Annotated in this window: 16 protein-coding genes; 13 read left to right on the top strand and 3 right to left on the bottom strand. The window is 73.1% G+C overall.

What is annotated here, in order from left to right; translation table 11 throughout:
* Window positions 1-99: 99 nt before the first annotated feature.
* The 12 genes from AB0F82_RS31820 to AB0F82_RS31875 all read left to right on the top strand — a co-directional run bounded on the left by AB0F82_RS31820 (window position 100) and on the right by AB0F82_RS31875 (window position 13184).
* Window positions 100-2076 (top strand): tetratricopeptide repeat protein, encoded by a 1977-nt coding sequence (locus tag AB0F82_RS31820; protein ID WP_436842210.1) that lies wholly within the window; start codon window positions 100-102, stop codon window positions 2074-2076.
* A 153-nt stretch (window positions 2077-2229) separates the two neighbouring features.
* The gene (ald, locus tag AB0F82_RS31825) at window positions 2230-3345 is read left to right on the top strand and encodes an alanine dehydrogenase (protein ID WP_266598142.1); all 1116 of its coding nucleotides are present in this window, start codon (window positions 2230-2232) and stop codon (window positions 3343-3345) included.
* 449 nt (window positions 3346-3794) lie between these two features.
* Window positions 3795-4832 (top strand): ParA family protein, encoded by a 1038-nt coding sequence (locus tag AB0F82_RS31830; RefSeq protein ID WP_225884681.1) that lies wholly within the window; start codon window positions 3795-3797, stop codon window positions 4830-4832.
* The gene (locus AB0F82_RS31835; RefSeq protein WP_362633724.1) at window positions 4829-5356 is read left to right on the top strand and encodes a hypothetical protein; all 528 of its coding nucleotides are present in this window, start codon (window positions 4829-4831) and stop codon (window positions 5354-5356) included. The genes AB0F82_RS31830 and AB0F82_RS31835 overlap by 4 nt, the downstream gene beginning before the upstream one ends.
* Window positions 5357-5824: 468 nt before the next feature.
* On the top strand, window positions 5825-6859 hold the full coding sequence (locus AB0F82_RS31840) for a segregation and condensation protein A (protein ID WP_362633727.1): 1035 nt from the start codon (window positions 5825-5827) through the stop codon (window positions 6857-6859).
* Window positions 6856-7488 carry an SMC-Scp complex subunit ScpB gene (scpB, locus tag AB0F82_RS31845; RefSeq protein WP_356814160.1) on the top strand — a complete coding sequence of 211 codons (633 nt, stop codon included), beginning with the start codon at window positions 6856-6858 and terminating at the stop codon, window positions 7486-7488. The genes AB0F82_RS31840 and scpB overlap by 4 nt, the downstream gene beginning before the upstream one ends.
* Entirely contained in the window at window positions 7488-8855 is a 1368-nt protein-coding gene (locus tag AB0F82_RS31850; RefSeq protein WP_362633731.1) for a pseudouridine synthase, read from the top strand. The genes scpB and AB0F82_RS31850 overlap by 1 nt, the downstream gene beginning before the upstream one ends.
* Before the next feature lie 129 nt (window positions 8856-8984).
* A complete protein-coding gene (gene pnuC, locus AB0F82_RS31855; RefSeq protein ID WP_362633733.1) occupies window positions 8985-9596 on the top strand; it encodes a nicotinamide riboside transporter PnuC in 612 nt (203 codons plus the stop codon).
* Complete coding sequence (locus AB0F82_RS31860; protein ID WP_362633736.1) at window positions 9593-10672, top strand: AAA family ATPase; 1080 nt, start codon at window positions 9593-9595, stop codon at window positions 10670-10672. Before pnuC ends, AB0F82_RS31860 begins: the two co-directional genes overlap by 4 nt.
* Window positions 10669-11409: an NUDIX hydrolase gene (locus AB0F82_RS31865; protein WP_362633739.1), complete on the top strand. Its 741-nt coding sequence runs from the start codon at window positions 10669-10671 to the stop codon at window positions 11407-11409. Before AB0F82_RS31860 ends, AB0F82_RS31865 begins: the two co-directional genes overlap by 4 nt.
* Complete coding sequence (locus tag AB0F82_RS31870) at window positions 11406-12416, top strand: ADP-ribosylglycohydrolase family protein (protein ID WP_362633742.1); 1011 nt, start codon at window positions 11406-11408, stop codon at window positions 12414-12416. Before AB0F82_RS31865 ends, AB0F82_RS31870 begins: the two co-directional genes overlap by 4 nt.
* 3 nt (window positions 12417-12419) lie before the next feature.
* Complete coding sequence (locus tag AB0F82_RS31875) at window positions 12420-13184, top strand: nucleotidyltransferase domain-containing protein (protein ID WP_362633744.1); 765 nt, start codon at window positions 12420-12422, stop codon at window positions 13182-13184.
* Here AB0F82_RS31875 and AB0F82_RS31880 read toward each other — a convergent pair.
* From AB0F82_RS31880 to AB0F82_RS31890, 3 genes are all read right to left on the bottom strand, one after another.
* Window positions 13173-13853 (bottom strand): nucleotidyltransferase domain-containing protein, encoded by a 681-nt coding sequence (locus AB0F82_RS31880; RefSeq protein ID WP_362633746.1) that lies wholly within the window; start codon window positions 13851-13853, stop codon window positions 13173-13175. The genes AB0F82_RS31875 and AB0F82_RS31880 overlap by 12 nt on opposite strands.
* An 88-nt stretch (window positions 13854-13941) precedes the next feature.
* On the bottom strand, window positions 13942-14424 hold the full coding sequence (locus AB0F82_RS31885) for a Rieske (2Fe-2S) protein (protein ID WP_356814170.1): 483 nt from the start codon (window positions 14422-14424) through the stop codon (window positions 13942-13944).
* An 82-nt stretch (window positions 14425-14506) separates the two neighbouring features.
* Window positions 14507-14848, bottom strand: coding sequence for a DUF952 domain-containing protein (locus AB0F82_RS31890; RefSeq protein ID WP_362633750.1), 342 nt, complete (start codon window positions 14846-14848; stop codon window positions 14507-14509).
* Between the two features lie 184 nt (window positions 14849-15032).
* On the opposite strand from AB0F82_RS31890, the gene AB0F82_RS31895 reads away from it, so the two are divergent.
* Window positions 15033-16121 carry a prephenate dehydrogenase gene (locus tag AB0F82_RS31895; RefSeq protein ID WP_356814173.1) on the top strand — a complete coding sequence of 363 codons (1089 nt, stop codon included), beginning with the start codon at window positions 15033-15035 and terminating at the stop codon, window positions 16119-16121.
* Window positions 16122-16211 lie beyond the last annotated feature (90 nt).

Genomic DNA, 16211 nt, shown 5'->3' on the forward strand with positions numbered 1-16211 from the left:
CGCTGATCCGATCGGGGGATTTACCCGCCGCGCTCCACACGGGCCGTCGCTCTGCGTGAACTACGCTCGCCATCCGAAGGCAGGGAGAGGAGCGGATCCGTGACGGATTTCGTCGGGCGGCGGCGTGAGCTCAAGGAGCTGCGCGAGGACATCGCGCGGACCGGGCTCGACACCCTCTCCGGCCGCAAGGCCAAGGCCCCCCGGGCACGGGTGCTGCTCGTCGCCGGACGCCCGGGATCCGGCCGCACCGCCCTCGCCGAGGCGTTCGTGCGGGAGGTCGCCGACCAGTACCCCGACGGCGTGCTGCGGACCCGGCTCACCGCCCCCGGCGGGCAGACCGTGGCGACCGAGCGGGCCCTGCGCGGCCTGCTGGGGGCGCTGGGACGGCCCACCCCGCCCGGCGCCGACGAGGACGAACTCAGCTCCGCCCTGCGCACCGCGCTCCAGGGCCGGCGGGCGATCATCCTGATCGACGACGCCGCCGATCCGCACCAGGTCGACGCCCTGCTCCCGGACACCCCCGACTGCCTCGTCGTGGTCACCGCCGAGGGCCCGCTCACCGGCATCCCCGACGTGCGCCCCTGCACCCTCGGCGGACTGGACACCGCCTCCGCCGTCGGGATGCTCGCCCGCCGCATCGGCGACACCCGCGTCGCCACCGACCCGCGGGCCGCAGAGACCCTGGCCGAGGCCTGCGGGGGCCAGCCCGCGGCCCTCGAACTCGTCGGGGGCTGGCTCGCCGCCCGTCCCAAGGCCGCCGTCGCCGACGTGGCCAAACAGCTCCACGACACGCCTTCCGGCGCCGGCGGGCCGCTCGGCCGCGCCTTCCGGCTCGTCTACGACTGCCTGCCGCAGCCCGCCCAGCGGACGCTGCGCCTGCTCCCGCTGGCCCCCGCCGGCCTCGTCGACTCGCACACCGCCTCCGCGCTGGCCGGCTGCTCCGTGGCCGCCGCCCAGTCCACGCTCGACGACTTCGCCGGGCTGGGACTGGTCCGGCACGCCCCCGACGGCCTGTTCCTGCTGCCCGGCTGCCTCGCGCCGATGCTCCAGGCCCTGCTGAAGAGCACGGAGCGCCCCGCCGAGGTACAGCTGGCCCGCGCCCGGATGCTGGAGCGGACCGTACGGCTGCTGCACTCCTGCCGGGCCATGGCGGCCGCCGAGGGCGACGATCTCGACACCGACCTCCAGGAGCTGATGGACGGCCTCCCGCGCGCCCTGCGGTTCCCCGACCGGCGGGCGGCCGCCGTCTGGCTGGACACCCGGCTGCCGGCCCTCACCGCGGCCGCCTCCCTGGCGGTGGCCGACGGCGAGCTGGACACCCTCGCCCGCCGGCTCGTCGCGGCCCTCGTACGGGCCCTCGCGGACCACCGGGGCACCACCGAGGCCGCCCCCGAGCTCTACGGGCTGCACCGCCTGGTCCTCGACGTGGCCGAGCGCCGCGACCTGCACCGGGAGCAGGCCGCCGCGCTGCTGAACCTGGCCGACCTGGACGCCGAGACCGGCCGCACCCAGGAGGCCCTGGAGCGCTACCGGGCCGCCCTGGACGCCGGAAGGGCCGCGAGCGACCCGTACGCGACGGGCCGCGCGATGGAATCCGTAGGCGGTGCCTACCAGGAGCTGGCGGACTGGCACCGGGCCGCCGACTGGTTCGGCCGGGCACTCGCCCAGGCCCTCTCGCGGGGGGAGCGCGCGGACGAGGCCCGGCTGTACGGACGGCTCGGCAATGTCCACACGTACGCGGGCCGGTACGGGGACGCGCTGCGCAGCTGGCGGGCCGCCGCCGCGGGCTACCGGAAACTGGCCGATGTCCCGGGGCAGGCAAAGGCGTTGAGCGAGATGGCCCGGATCCAGGAGTACGCCGGCCGGCCCGAGGAATCCCTGCACACCTGCCGCGAGGCGGTGGAGCTGGCGCGCAGGGCCGGCGACCAGCGGCTTCAGGCCGCGCTGCAGGTCCGGCTGGCCGACACGCTGGACCGTCTCGGGGACCCCGCGGCCGCGCGACTGCACCGCTCCGCGGCAGACAGATTGCTGGGAGACGACCCCGCAGCCTGCGAAATCCGCAGTGGATCCGACTAAGATTATTCGTTTGCAAGGCTAGACAGCGACTCATCCTTCATTAAACTGGGTTCACCACGTCATCTCGTGGTGCATCCCGTTGCGCACTCTTGTGGGCGGGTATGTATGGAAGTGCCCCGTTATTTCCCCCTGAGTCAAGGACCGTGATCGACGATGAAGGTCGGCATCCCCCGCGAGGTCAAGAACAACGAGTTCCGGGTCGCCATCACGCCCGCCGGCGTGCATGAGCTGGTCCGAGGCGGCCACCAGGTCTTCATCGAGCAGAACGCCGGCGTCGGCTCCTCGATCACGGACGCCGAGTACGTCTCGGCCGGCGCCGAGATCCTCGGCACCGCCGACGAGGTCTGGGCCACCGCCGACCTGCTGCTCAAGGTCAAGGAGCCGATCGCGGAGGAGTACCACCGCCTCCGCAAGGACCAGACCCTCTTCACGTACCTGCACCTGGCGGCCTCCCGCGAGTGCACGGACGCCCTGCTGGAGTCCGGCACCACCGCCATCGCCTACGAGACGGTCGAGCTCGCCAACCGCGCGCTTCCGCTGCTCGCCCCGATGTCCGAGGTCGCGGGCCGCCTGGCCCCGCAGGTCGGCGCCTACCACCTGATGCGATCGGCCGGCGGCCGCGGCGTCCTCCCGGGCGGTGTCCCCGGCACCCACGCCGGCGAGTGCGTCGTCATCGGCGGCGGCGTCTCCGGCTGGAACGCCGCGCAGATCGCCATCGGCATGGGCTTCCACGTGACCCTGCTCGACCGCGACATCAACAAGCTCCGCGAGGCCGACAAGATCTTCGGTACGAAGATCAAGACGATCGTCTCCAACGCCTACGAGCTGGAGAAGGCCGTCGTCGAGGCCGACCTCGTCATCGGCGCCGTCCTGATCCCGGGTGCGAAGGCCCCGAAGCTGGTCACCAACGAGCTCGTCGCCAAGATGAAGCCCGGAAGTGTACTTGTCGACATTGCGATCGACCAGGGCGGCTGCTTCGAGGACTCCCGTCCGACCACCCACGCCGAGCCGACCTTCCAGGTCCACAACTCGGTCTTCTACTGCGTCGCCAACATGCCGGGCGCGGTGCCGAACACCTCCACCTACGCGCTGACCAACGCCACGCTGCCCTACATCGTGCAGCTCGCCAACCTCGGCTGGGTCGAGGCGCTGCGTCGTGACCCCGCGCTCGCGCTGGGCCTCAACACCCATGACGGCCAGGTCGTTTACGGTCCGGTCGCCGAGGCCCACGGCCTCGAGACCCTCGAGCTCAGCACGCTGCTCGGCTGACACGTCAACGACTGACGTCAATCTCACGTATCCGGCCGGACCTTGCCCGCAAGGTCCGGCCGGACGCGTTTGCGAAGGGCCCCGAGATCCCCCTCAACTCGCCTCGAAGGTAACCCTTTAACCCTTTCGCGCACCCGCGAAACTTCGCAGCGACAGCTCGCACGCCCTTGACAGAGTGGTGTTCGGTTGCCGACACATCGTGCCGGGTCCGGCGGATTGTGTTGCCGCTGAGTGGTGACACGCCATAGAGTCGCCAACCGTCGGCATGGTGCCACGCTGACCTATCGATAAGTGTCCTGGTCACGTCCGAGGAGGTAAGACGACTTGTGAATGAGTCGACATTTACTCCTGGGGGTGGTGGAGCAGGAGTCCCTGAGCGGGGCCAGAGTCCTGCCGGGCTCGAAGCTGTCGGCTCCGTCGCAGTACGCACCTTCGCAAACCACCAGCACATGACGACGCCCCAAAAGAGCATGGACGGCCTAGACGTGAACTCCAGGGCCGGCGACCTGAGCGGCGATACGCCCACGGGATTCGCCGACTACGACAATGTGCCCGAGGGGCACTTCTACGACCCCGACGCGGAGTACGAACCGGACCCCGAGTACGCGGCCACCCTCGCCCCCGACGCTGCCCGCCAGCGCCGTGAGCGGATCGGCCCGACCGGACGCCCGCTCCCGTACTTCCCGATCCCGGGTCCGCTGACGGACCACGGTCCGGCGAAGATCATCGCGATGTGCAACCAGAAGGGCGGCGTGGGCAAGACCACGTCGACCATCAACCTGGGTGCCGCGCTCGCCGAATACGGGCGCCGCGTGCTGCTCGTCGACTTCGACCCGCAGGGCGCGCTGTCCGTGGGTCTCGGCGTGAACCCGATGGAACTCGACCTGACGGTCTACAACCTGCTCATGGAGCGGGGCATGTCGGCCGACGAGGTGCTGCTCAAGACGGCGGTCCCCAACATGGACCTGCTGCCGAGCAACATCGACCTGTCCGCTGCGGAAGTGCAGTTGGTCAGCGAGGTCGCGCGCGAGTCCACCCTGCAGCGGGCCCTGAAGCCCCTGATGGCGGACTACGACTACATCGTGATCGACTGTCAACCCTCGCTCGGTCTGCTGACCGTGAACGCCCTGACGGCGGCTCACAAGGTCATCGTCCCGCTGGAGTGCGAGTTCTTCGCCCTGCGCGGTGTGGCGCTGCTGACCGAGACCATCGAGAAGGTGCAGGAGCGGCTCAACCCCGAGCTGGAGCTCGACGGCATCCTCGCCACCATGTACGACTCCCGCACCGTGCACAGCCGCGAGGTGCTGGCGCGCGTCGTCGAGGCCTTCGACGACCACGTCTACCACACGGTCATCGGCCGGACGGTGCGCTTCCCGGAGACCACGGTCGCCGGCGAGCCGATCACGACGTACGCCTCCAACTCCGTCGGCGCCGCCGCCTACCGCCAGCTCGCCAGGGAGGTGCTCGCCCGGTGTCACGCCGAGTGAGTCTGCCCGGAGCCGACGAACTGTTCCGTACGACCGGTGGGATGGCGCTCCAGTCGTCCTCGCCGCGCCGCGGGGCCGAGGAGGCGCCCGCCGCGGAACACTCGGCCGCTCCGGCCGGGGACACGGCGGGAGAGGGTCGCAGCCGGGAGGCTGGGGCCGGTACGGATGCGGGCGGCCCCGTGGTGGGGCAGCCGCGGCGAGCGCAGGAAGGTTCTGTCAGCCCGGTCGGGCCGACCGCCGGGGCTTCTTCCGCCCCGGCCGGGGCGACCCGGCGGGGCAAGGGCCAGGGCCGCGGCGCGAACCGGCGGCCCAGTGGCCGCGAACGGCACGACGAGAAGATCACGGTCTACGTCTCCGCCGAGGAGCTGATGGACCTGGAGCACGCGCGGCTGGTGCTGCGCGGCGAACACGGCCTGGCCGTCGACCGCGGCCGCATCGTCCGCGAGGCGGTCGCGGTCGTCCTGGCCGACCTGGAGTCGCGGGGCGACGCCAGCATCCTGGTCCGCCGCCTCCGCGGCCGCTGACCCCCGGCCTGCCGGCCTCCGCCTGCGGCGCCGCTCGGCCGGACCGGGCCGCGCGGGGTGGGTGGCAGTGGCGCTGCCGCGCCCGACCCTTGCCGAACCAGCCGGGAGGCCGCCGACCCCCCGTCGGCGGCCTCTCCGCCGTGTGGCGGCCCGCAGGACCGCAAGGGCCCCCGGGGGCTGCTTCCGCCCTCGGCGAGGGCCGTCGGCCCGCCGGGGCGGGAGACCGTTCGGCCAGGGCACCAGGGCTGTCCCGTCGTCCCCGGCGGGCGCGCGACGCCGGCTGCGGCGCCTCGCCGCGTTGCCGGAACGCCCACACATCCCCCTACAACGCCCACATGTGCGCCCTGTGAGGACACCCTCCGCCTGCGCTGCACCGCAGCCGAGGCCGCGTGCTGGTCCACCAGGGATGACGGGACAGCCCTTAGGGTGGTCGACCTGCCGTTTCTTCCGTACCCCACTTGGACCGCCATGCCATCCGATCACGACGCCGCCCGTCCGGCCCGCCGGAGCCTGGGGCGCGGGCCGGGCGCGGCCGCCGAGGCTCCGGCCCCCGGTCCGGACGCGGTGTCCGACCCGCCGGCGGCCGAGGCCCCCGTCGCGGAGCCGGCGGGGCCTGCCGGCGCAGCCGCGGGGCCCCCGGACGCGGCGCAGTCGCCAGAGGGGCCCCAGGAGCCCGCGGAGGGCGTTGCGGCAGGCACCGCCGGAGGCGACGGCCGGTTCACGCTGCGGCTCGCCAACTTCGAGGGGCCGTTCGACCTGCTGCTGCAGCTGATCTCACGGCACAAGCTCGACGTCACCGAGGTCGCGCTGTCCAAGGTCACCGACGAGTTCATGGCGTACATCCGGGCCATGGGTCCCGACTGGGACCTCGACCAGACCACCGAGTTCCTCGTCGTAGCCGCCACCCTGCTCGACCTGAAGGCCGCCCGGCTGCTGCCCGTCGCCGAGGTCGAGGACGAGGCCGACCTCGCCCTCCTGGAGGCCCGGGACCTGCTCTTCGCGCGCCTGCTCCAGTACCGGGCGTACAAGCAGATCGCGGACATCTTCGAGCGCCGCGCGGAGAGCGAGGCCCGGCGCTACCCCCGGACGGTGGGGCTGGAGCCGCACCACGCGGAGCTGCTGCCCGACGTCGTCATCAGCATCGGCGCCGAAGGGTTCGCCCGGCTCGCCGTGAAGGCCATGCAGCCCAAGGCCAAGCCCCAGGTGTACGTGGACCACATCCACGCGCCCCTGGTCAGCGTGCGCGAGCAGGCCGGGCTGGTGGTGCGGATGCTGAAGGCGCGCGGGGAGGCCACCTTCCAGGAGCTCACCGAGGACGCCGAGGACACCCTCACCGTCGTGGCGCGCTTCCTGGCCCTTCTGGAGCTCTACCGGGAGAAGGCGGTCGTCCTCGACCAGGAGGAGGCCCTGCGGACCCTCACGGTGCGCTGGAGCGGCGGGGAGGGCGACGGCATGCCGACCGTGACCGACGAGTTCGACCAGATCGTGGAGGCGAAGGATTGAGCAGCGACGGCAGCGCGGTGGCCGCGCTGGAACTGAAGCCGGCCCTGGAGGCCGTCCTGATGGTGGTGGACGAGCCCGCGACCGAGGCGCACCTGGCCAGGGTGCTGGAGCGCACCCCGCGCGAGGTCGCGGACGCGCTGCGGGAGCTCGCCGACGAGTACACGGCCGCCCGCAGGGGCTTCGAGCTGCGGCTCGTCGCGGGCGGGTGGCGGTTCTACACCCGGGCCGAGTACGCCCCGGCCGTCGAGGGCTTCGTCCTGGACGGCCAGCAGGCCCGGCTGACCCAGGCGGCGCTGGAGACGCTGGCGGTCGTCGCGTACCGCCAGCCGGTGAGCCGCTCGCGGGTCTCCGCCGTGCGCGGAGTCAACTGCGACGGGGTCATGCGGACCCTCCTCCAACGCGGTCTGGTGGAGGAGGCGGGGACGGAACCCGAAACAGGTGCGATCCTATACAGGACGACGAACTACTTTCTGGAGCGGATGGGCCTGCGCGGCCTGGACGAGCTCCCGGAGCTCGCGCCCTTCCTCCCCGAGGCGGACGCGATCGAAGCCGAGACGCAAGAAGGTGTGCCGTCGTTCGATCCGGACGCACCGGACACCGATGAAGACGACAAGACGACGGAACTTTGATGCGAAGCAGCGGCAACGGCAACGGTGGCAACAGGAACAGCGGCGGCGGTGGCGGCGGCGGGCGCGGTAACTCGCGCGGCGGCTCCTCCAGCGGCGGCGGTGGCTACCGCGGGAGCGGCTCCGGCGGTGGCAGCCGCGGCGGCAGCTCCGGCGGGTCCCGTGGCGGCTCCTCCTCCGGCGGTGGCGCCCGCGGCGGCTACCAGGGCGGCGGCTCCTCCTCCGGCGGTGGCGCCCGCGGCGGCTACCAGGGCGGCGGCTCCTCCTCCGGCGGTGGCGCCCGCGGCGGCTACCAGGGCGGCAGCTCCGACTCGCGCGACCGCGACCAGCCGGCCCCCCGCATCCGCAACCCCCGCCCGGAGGAGCGCCGCTACGACGTGGGCCCCGAGGGCGAGCGCAGTGGACGCAGCGGCCCCAAGGCGGGCGGCGGCGGTGCCCGCGGCGCAGCGGCGCGCGGCGGCGCCAAGGGCGGTCCCCGGACCTCCAGGACCCCCGGCATCGGCGGCGCGGGCGGCCCGCGCAGCGGCCCGGGCAGCCGCAGCGGCCAGTCCCGCCCGCGCGAGCTGGACGCGCGCATCGAGGAGCGCGTGCGCGACCGTTACGCCGACAAGCCCGTGATCCGGACCCCGAAGACCTTCCCGGGCGCCGAGCAGGAGGGCGAGCGTCTGCAGAAGGTCCTCGCCCGCGCCGGCATGGGCTCGCGCCGCGCCTGCGAGGAGCTCATCGAGCAGGCCCGCGTCGAGGTCAACGGCGAGATCGTCACCGAGCAGGGCAAGCGCGTCCAGCCGCAGGACGAGATCAAGGTGGACGGCCTGACCGTCGCCACCCAGTCGTACCTGTTCTTCGCGCTGAACAAGCCGGCCGGTGTCGTGTCCACCATGGAGGACCCCGACGGCCGCCAGTGCCTGGGCGACTACGTCACCAACCGCGAGACGCGCCTGTTCCACGTCGGCCGGCTGGACACCGAGACCGAGGGCATCATCCTGCTCACCAACCACGGTGAGCTGGCCCACCGCCTCACGCACCCGAAGTACGGCGTGAAGAAGACCTACGTCGCCGCCATCACCGGCTCGCTGCCGCGTGACATCGGCAAGCGGCTCAAGGACGGCATCGAGCTCGAAGACGGCTGGGCGCGCGCGGACAACTTCCGCGTCCTGGACCAGGTCGGCAAGAACTACATGGTCGAGGTGACCCTCCACGAGGGCCGCAAGCACATCGTCCGCCGCATGCTGTCCGAGGCAGGCTTCCCCGTCGACAAGCTCGTGCGGACCTCCTTCGGTCCCATCGAGCTGGGCGACCAGAAGTCCGGCTGGCTGCGCCGCCTGACCAACACCGAGGTCGGCATGCTGATGCGCGAGGTCGGTCTGTAGGACCGCCCGGCCGGACCCCGCTCCACCAGAAGAGCCCGCAGTGCCCACGGCACTGCGGGCTTTTCCCTTGCCCCGACCCCGCACCCCTGTTTATAGTCACAGTGACTATTAAAGGAAGGGGGGCTCGGCATGAACTGGACCTTGAGCTGGACCGAGGTGCTCGGTTTCGCCACGGGCGCCCTGTGCGTCTGGCTGGTGGCCCGTCAGCACATCGCCAACTGGCCGATCGGCATCGCCAACAACGTCTTCTTCATCGTGCTCTTCGCCCAGGCCGGCCTGTACGCCGATGCCGGGCTCCAGATCGTCTTCATCGCCCTGGCCGCGTACGGCTGGTGGTCCTGGACCCACGGGGGTGGACCAGGAACCGCCGAAGCCCTGCAGGTGCGCCGCACCACGCGCACCGAGTGGGCCTGGCTGGCCGCGGCCGGGGCGGTGGCGACGCTCGGCCTGACCCTGCTCCTCGCCCGGGCCACCGACTCCACCGTCCCCTTCTGGGACGCGGCCACGACCGTGCTCTCCCTCGCGGCGACCTACGGCCAGTGCCGCAAGCTCGTCGAGTCCTGGTGGCTGTGGATCGCCGCGGACCTCGTCTACGTGCCCCTGTACGTCCACAAGGGGCTCCACCTCACCGCCCTGCTCTACGTCGGCTTCCTCGCGCTGTGCGTCGTGGGCCTGCTCGGCTGGCGGCGGACGCTCCCGGAGCGCACCGCCCCCACGGCGGCCGTGGAGGCGACGGCATGAGGCGCTTCGGCCACGGCCTGGTGCTCGGCAAGTTCTACCCGCCGCACGCCGGCCACCACCACCTGGTGCGCACCGCCCAGGACCGCTGCGAGCGGCTGACCGTCCTGGTCTGCGCGGCCTCCGTGGAGTCGGTGCCGCTCGCCGACCGCGTCGCCTGGATGCGGGAGGCCCACCCGGACGCGGACGTCGTCGGAGCCGTCGACGACATCCCCGTCGACCTGCACGACCCGGCGGTCTGGGAGGCCCACATGGTGATCTTCCGGGCCGCGGTCGGCCGGCCCGTCAACGCCGTCTTCACCTCGGAGGAGTACGGGACCGAACTCGCCCGCAGGTTCGGCGCCGAGGAGGTCTGCGTGGACCCCGCGCGGACCCTCTTCCCGGTGTCCGGGACGGCCGTCCGGGCCGACCCCGCCGCCTGCTGGGACTTCTTGGGACCCGCCGTACGGGCCCGCCTCGCACGCCGCGTCGTCGTACTCGGCGCCGAGTCCACCGGGACGACCACACTGTCCCGGGACCTGGCCGCGCGACTGCGGGCACGCGGCGGGGTCTGGGCGGCGACCGGCTGGGTCGAGGAGTACGGACGCCGCTACAGCGAGGAGAAGCTCGCCGCGGCCAGGGCCGCCGACCCGGGCGCCACCTGGACGGACGTCTCCTTCACCTCGGAGGAGTTCCCGCTGATCGCCCGCCGGCAGGACGAGGCGGAGGAGCGGGCGGCCCGCCAGGGCTCCCCGGTGCTGATCTGCGACACCGACTCCTTCGCCACCGGCATCTGGCACGAGCGGTACATGGGCGGCCGCAACGCCGAGGTCGAGCGGATCGCCGCCCTCACGCACCGGGACCTCTACCTGCTGACCGAGGACGCCGACGTGCCCTTCGAGGACGACGGACTGCGCGACGGCCCCCACCTCAGACCCTGGATGACCCGGCGGTTCCGCGAGGAGCTGGAGGCGACCGGACGGCGCTTCCTGTCCCTGCGCGGGGACCGGCGGGAACGGCTGGCCACGGCCGTCGCGGCCGTGGACGCACTGCTCGCCGAAGGCTGGCGGTTCGCCGACCCGCTCCCGGAGAACCGATGAGCGGCGCACCGGAGCCGGGCTACGACCCGTACGCCTTCGAGCCGTTCGCGGTGACCGTCGACCTCGCCGTGTTCACCGTGCGCGGCGGCGCCCTGCACGTACTGCTGATCCGGCGCGGCCAGGAGCCGTACGCGGGCGCGTGGGCGCTGCCCGGCGGGTTCGTCCTGCCCCGGGAGTCCGCCGAGACGGCCGCCCGGCGCGAACTGGCCGAGGAGACCGGCCTGCCGCGGCAGGTCGTGGCCGACCTGCACCTGGAGCAGCTGCGCACCTACAGCGAGCCGGACCGCGATCCGCGAATGCGGGTCGTCTCGGTGGCCTTCACCGCCCTCGTCCCGGACCTGCCGGAGCCGGCGGCGGAAGGGGGCGGGGACGCCGCACAGGCCCGCTGGCTGCCCCTGGGACAGGCCCCGGAGCTGGCCTTCGACCACGCGGTGATCCTCGCCGACGCCCGGATACGGATCCGCTCGAAGCTGGAGTACACCTGCCTGGCCACCGCCTTCTGCCCGCCCGAGTTCACGCTCGGAGAGCTCCTGGCCGTCTACGAGACCGTCTGGGACACCGTCCTCGACCGCCCCAACTTCCGCCGCAAGGTCCTGACGACGCCCGGGTTCGTCGAGGCCGTACCGGGCGCCGCCCGGCTCACCGGGGGCCGCGGCAAACCGGCCGCCCTCTACCGGGCCGGCCCGGCGACCGCCCTCCACCCACCTCTGCTCCGACCGGAAGGAACCACCCGATGACGAAGCGAGCCGCGACCGGCGCACTGGTCGGCCTGGCCCTCGGCGACGCCCTTGGCTTCCCGACCGAGTTCAACGACGTGCCCTCGATCCTCGCCAAGACCGGTCCGTGGCGCGAGATGCGCCTCCCCGCGCCGGCGATCGTCACGGACGACACCCAGATGACGCTCGCCCTGGCGCGCGGCATACGGACCGCGGCCGACCGCGGCCGGGTGGGCCCGCTGCGCCTCACCCGCCCGGTCCGGGAGGAGTTCGTCGACTGGTACCACTCCCCGGAGAACAACCGCGCGCCCGGCAACACCTGCCTGCGGGCCTGCCACCTGCTGAACGACCCGCAGCGCGACTGGCGCGACGCCAGCCAGACCGGCTCCAAGGGCTGCGGGGCCAACATGCGGGTGGCCCCCGTCGGGCTGGTGCCCGGCTGGACCGACGAGGAGCGGGCCGGCGCGGCCCAGCTCCAGTCGGCCCTCACCCACGGCCACCCCACGGCGCTCGCCGCGTCCGACCTGACCGCGCGGGCGGTGCACCTGCTGGCCACCGGCACCGAGGTCACCGGCCTCGTCGGGCGGCTGCGCTCGTACGCCCTGGAGAACCGCACCCGCTACCACGAGCGCTGGCTCGGCGACCTCTGGATGCGCACCGCCAGTGATGCCACGCCGGAGTCCTTCATTGCGCGCGGCTGGGACGAGTGCCTGGAGGTACTGGACCGGCTCGCGGCCGCCCTGCGCTCCCCCTCCCCGGAGACCGACCCCTGCCTGACCACCGGCGACGGCTGGATCGCCGAGGAGGCCCTCGCCACCGCCCTGCAGTGCTTCCTCCTCTTCCCCGAGGACCCGCTGACGGCGCTGCGCCGCGCCGCCTGCACGAAGGGCGACTCCGACTCCATCGCCTGCCTCGCCGGCGCCTTCGCCGGAGCCCACCTCGGAGCCGACGTCTGGCCGCGCGAATGGGAGGGCCGTATCGAGTACCGGGACGAGCTGCTGGCCTTCGGCACCCTCTGGGATGCTTGATCCGTGCTGGACGCCCTGAGTATCGACCTGACCCCCGTCGTGGCCGAGCAGCCCGACCCCCTGCTCTTCGCCACCGTCTCGGGAGCCCATTTGTACGGCTTCCCGTCGCGGGACTCCGACATCGACCTGCGAGGGGCGCACCTGTTGCCGGTGGAGGATCTCCTGGGCCTGCGCGAGCCCGAGGAGACCCGCACCCGCATGTGGGACCGCGACGACGTGGAGATGGACCTCGTCACGCACGACCTGCGCAAGTTCGTCCGCCTGATGCTCAACCGCAACGGCTACGTACTGGAGCAGCTGCTCTCCCCGCTCGTCGTCCACACGACGCCCGCGCACGAGGAACTGGTCGCCCTGGCGCCGGGGGTCCTGACCTCCCACCACGCCCACCACTACCGGGGGTTCGCCAACACCCAGTGGCGGCTCTTCGAGAAGGCCGCCGAACTCAAGCCGCTCCTCTACGCCTTCCGGGCGCTGCTCACCGGCATCCACCTGATGCGGTCGGCCGAGGTGCAGGCGCACCTGCCGACCCTGCTGGCCGAGGTGCCGCAGGCGCCGCCGTACCTGGCCGCCCTGATCGAGGCCAAGACGGCCGCCGAGCACGGGGGCTACCAGGGCCCGCCGATCGCCGCGGTCCGGGAGGACTTCGAGGCGCTGCACGTGGTGCTGAACACCGCGCAGGCGGCCACCGCGCTGCCCGAGCACGGGTCGGCGTACGACGCACTGGACGCGTTCGTCGTCCGGCGGCGGACGGGGGGCCTACGCGGCTGACGCGCGCCGGGCGCGGACGAGGAAGTCCTCCACCCGGGCCCGGTCCGGGTCCTCGGGCAGGGGAGTGCCGGCCAGGGCCCTGTCCGTCTCCTCCTGCAGGCCCGTCATCCAGGCGTCGACCTCGTCCCAGGTGAGCTCCCCGCGGCGCACCGCGAGGAGGCGGTCGCGGTAGGGGCCCGCGTCGATGCTCAAAGCGCCGGTGCGCAGCAGGTCGCGGCAGGACAGCAGCAGGCGCAGCAGGTGCATGGCGTGCTTCCAGCGCGGCGCACCGTGGACGCGGACGTCCGCGAGGAGTTTGCCGTGCTGGGAGGCCGCGTACCGGCTGAAGCTGGTGTGGGCACGGCGGGAGAGGAAGGCGGCGCGCAGCGAGAGCAGCTCCGCACCGACCGGACCGACGTGCTCCACCAGGGGTGAGTGCAGGCACTCCAGGATGTTCGGGTTGGCGCGCAGGGCCAGTTCGCAGAAGCGCTCAAGCTCCCAGGAGAACTCCTCCTCCCGAGGCCCCTCCACGTGCGCGGGGGGCTTGTCGAACCCCCAGAACAGCGGTGTCGGGGCGAGGTAGACACCACGCCGGTCGGTGTCGCTGGTCTCCGTGGCCAGCCCGAAGGCCCTGGAGCCCATCACGCACCGGTAGACCGTGTGGTCCCGTACCAGCGTCAGATCGTCCATCCCGGGAGCCTACGCCAGGACGCGACCGCCCTGCCGGGCCGTTTCCGCAGGCCGGCAGGGCTGTGAGCGCCTCGCTGTCGGAGTGTCGCTACGCGAGCGTGATGTTGCCGTCCGCGGCGACCGTGATCTTCTTCTCGGCCAGGCCCTTGGTGGCCGGTCCCTTGACCACCGCGCCGTCCGTGTCCTTGAACTCGCTGCCGTGGCAGGGGCAGTCGATGGTGCCGTCCGCCACCTTGTTCACCAGGCAGCCCTGGTGGGGGCAGACCGCCGTGAAGCAGCGGAAGGAGCCCTTCGTGGGCTGGGTGACGACGAGCTTCTCCTCCTTGAGGACCTTGCCGCCGCCCACGGGCACGTCCGCCGCCTTGGCGATGGCCTTTCCGCCGCCCGCGCCGCCGGCCGAGGGAGTGGCCTCCGGGGAGGAGCCCGGCGGCGGCGTGGCGGCGTTCGGCTCGCCCGACGAGGTCTTCTCGCCGTCGCCGCCACTGCCGCAGGCGGTGAGCGCACCGCCGGCCAGGGCGGCCGCACCGGCCACCAGTACCTTGCGCCGGACGGTTTGCGTGGGGTCGCTCATCAGTCTCTCCTCGCTCTGTGGCCGGATCGGCGTGCAGCATCCTGGCCTGCGACGGGCCTCAGGTGAAGCCCGCCGCGCCGTTTCACGAGCCCGGCTGCCACGGTGCCAGTGAGGCAGGTGCGCCGGGTGTGCGTACGACCTCCCACACGCGGCTCACGGCGTCCCGGTTCAGCGGTCCGAAAACATGTGGGAATCGGCCACCCGAATGACCCTCCCGGCGGACCTCCGCGGTCAGCGCGTCCTCGTCGAGCTCGACCGCGAAGAGGGTCCCCGGCTGCGCGCGGTAGTGCGTGTCGGCGATGCCGAGCGCCGTCGTACGGTCCGCCGAGCAGTGCACGAAGCCCTCGGAGTCCAGCGAGGGCGGGGCGTACGGCAGCTCGGGCGCGGCGGTCCAGTCGGCGAGCGGGACGATGTGGAAGATCATGCCGATCGTTCTACCGCAAGGGGAGCTGACGCCGCCGGGCAGGCGGGTCCCGCCGGGCAGGACCCGGGCTCCGCGGGGGCGAGGTTCCGGCCGTCGTCCCACTGGGCGGGCAGCCGGGCCCTCGCGGCGTACCGTCTGGCTACCCTGAGTCAGAACCTGTCGTCACGCACCCGTGGAGCGCCCCGTGAGAACCGCCGTCGTCATCGGAACCGGACTGATCGGCACCTCCGCGGCGCTCGCCCTGACAGCCCGCGGGATCACCGTGCACCTCGCCGACCACGACCCCGACCGGGCCCGCACGGCCGCCGCCCTCGGGGCCGGCACCGACGAGCCCCCGCAGGGACAGGTCGACCTCGCGATCGTCGCCGTACCGCCGGCGCACGTCGCCGCGACCCTGGCCGACCTGATGGGACGCGGCGCGGCGCGCGCCTACGTCGACGTCGCCAGCGTCAAGGGCGGGCCGCGGCGGGAACTGGCCGCGCTCGGCGTCGACGCCACCGCCTACATCGGCACGCACCCGATGGCGGGCAAGGAGCAGTCGGGGCCGCTCGCCGCGACGGCGGACCTCTTCGAGGGACGTCCCTGGGTGCTCACCCCGACCCGGGACACCGACCACGAGGTGCTCAACCTCGCGCTGGAACTCGTCGCCCTGTCCCGGGCCGTGCCGGTGGTGATGGACGCGGACGCCCACGACCGGGCCGTGGCGCTGGTCTCGCACACCCCGCAGCTCGTCTCCAGCATGGTCGCCGCCCGCCTGGAGGAGGCCGACGAGACGGCCGTCCGGCTGTGCGGCCAGGGCATCCGTGACGTGACCCGGATCGCGGCCTCCGACCCGCGGATGTGGGTGGAGATCCTCTCGGCCAACCCGGGACCGGTCGCCGACGTCCTCGCCGGCATCGCCGCGGACCTGGAGGAGACCGTGGACGCGCTGCGCAGCCTGCAGTCCGCCGACGTCGAGAAGCGGCGCGGCGGAGCCGCCGGCATCGAGGACGTGCTGCGCCGCGGGAACGCCGGCCGGGTGCGGGTCCCGGGCAAGCACGGGGCGGCGCCCACGGTCTACGAGACGGTGGCCGTGCTCATCAGCGACCAGCCGGGCGAGCTGGCACGGATCTTCGCCGACGCGGGCCGCGCCGGGGTCAACATCGAGGACGTGCGGATCGAGCACGCCACGGGCCAGCAGGCCGGTCTGGTACAGCTCATGGTGGAGCCGAGGTCCGTGGCCGGGCTCACCGCCGAGCTGCGCGAACGCGGCTGGGCGCTGCGCAGCCAGTAGCCGGAAGGCGCGGGCGGGGCCGGGGCGCCGGGGGTGTCATGCCGGCCAGGCCGGATCAGGGAGCGGGGTCCGGTGCGGCGGAGCCCCGCC

This window comes from Streptomyces virginiae (assembly GCF_040638905.1).
Lineage (GTDB): Bacteria > Actinomycetota > Actinomycetes > Streptomycetales > Streptomycetaceae > Streptomyces > Streptomyces virginiae_B.

Bases quoted from the DNA above. Each gene is read 5' to 3' on its own strand.
- AB0F82_RS31880 (WP_362633746.1), bottom strand. From the start codon at position 13,853: ATGGACGATCTGACGCTGGTACGGGACCACACGGTCTACCGGTGCGTG.
- AB0F82_RS31850 (WP_362633731.1), top strand. From the start codon at position 7,488: ATGCGAAGCAGCGGCAACGGCAACGGTGGCAACAGGAACAGCGGCGGC.
- AB0F82_RS31830 (WP_225884681.1), top strand. From the start codon at position 3,795: ATGACGACGCCCCAAAAGAGCATGGACGGCCTAGACGTGAACTCCAGG.
- AB0F82_RS31840 (WP_362633727.1), top strand. From the start codon at position 5,825: ATGCCATCCGATCACGACGCCGCCCGTCCGGCCCGCCGGAGCCTGGGG.
- AB0F82_RS31860 (WP_362633736.1), top strand. From the start codon at position 9,593: ATGAGGCGCTTCGGCCACGGCCTGGTGCTCGGCAAGTTCTACCCGCCG.
- ald (WP_266598142.1), top strand. From the start codon at position 2,230: ATGAAGGTCGGCATCCCCCGCGAGGTCAAGAACAACGAGTTCCGGGTC.
- pnuC (WP_362633733.1), top strand. From the start codon at position 8,985: ATGAACTGGACCTTGAGCTGGACCGAGGTGCTCGGTTTCGCCACGGGC.
- AB0F82_RS31885 (WP_356814170.1), bottom strand. From the start codon at position 14,424: ATGAGCGACCCCACGCAAACCGTCCGGCGCAAGGTACTGGTGGCCGGT.
- AB0F82_RS31865 (WP_362633739.1), top strand. From the start codon at position 10,669: ATGAGCGGCGCACCGGAGCCGGGCTACGACCCGTACGCCTTCGAGCCG.
- AB0F82_RS31890 (WP_362633750.1), bottom strand. From the start codon at position 14,848: ATGATCTTCCACATCGTCCCGCTCGCCGACTGGACCGCCGCGCCCGAG.
- AB0F82_RS31870 (WP_362633742.1), top strand. From the start codon at position 11,406: ATGACGAAGCGAGCCGCGACCGGCGCACTGGTCGGCCTGGCCCTCGGC.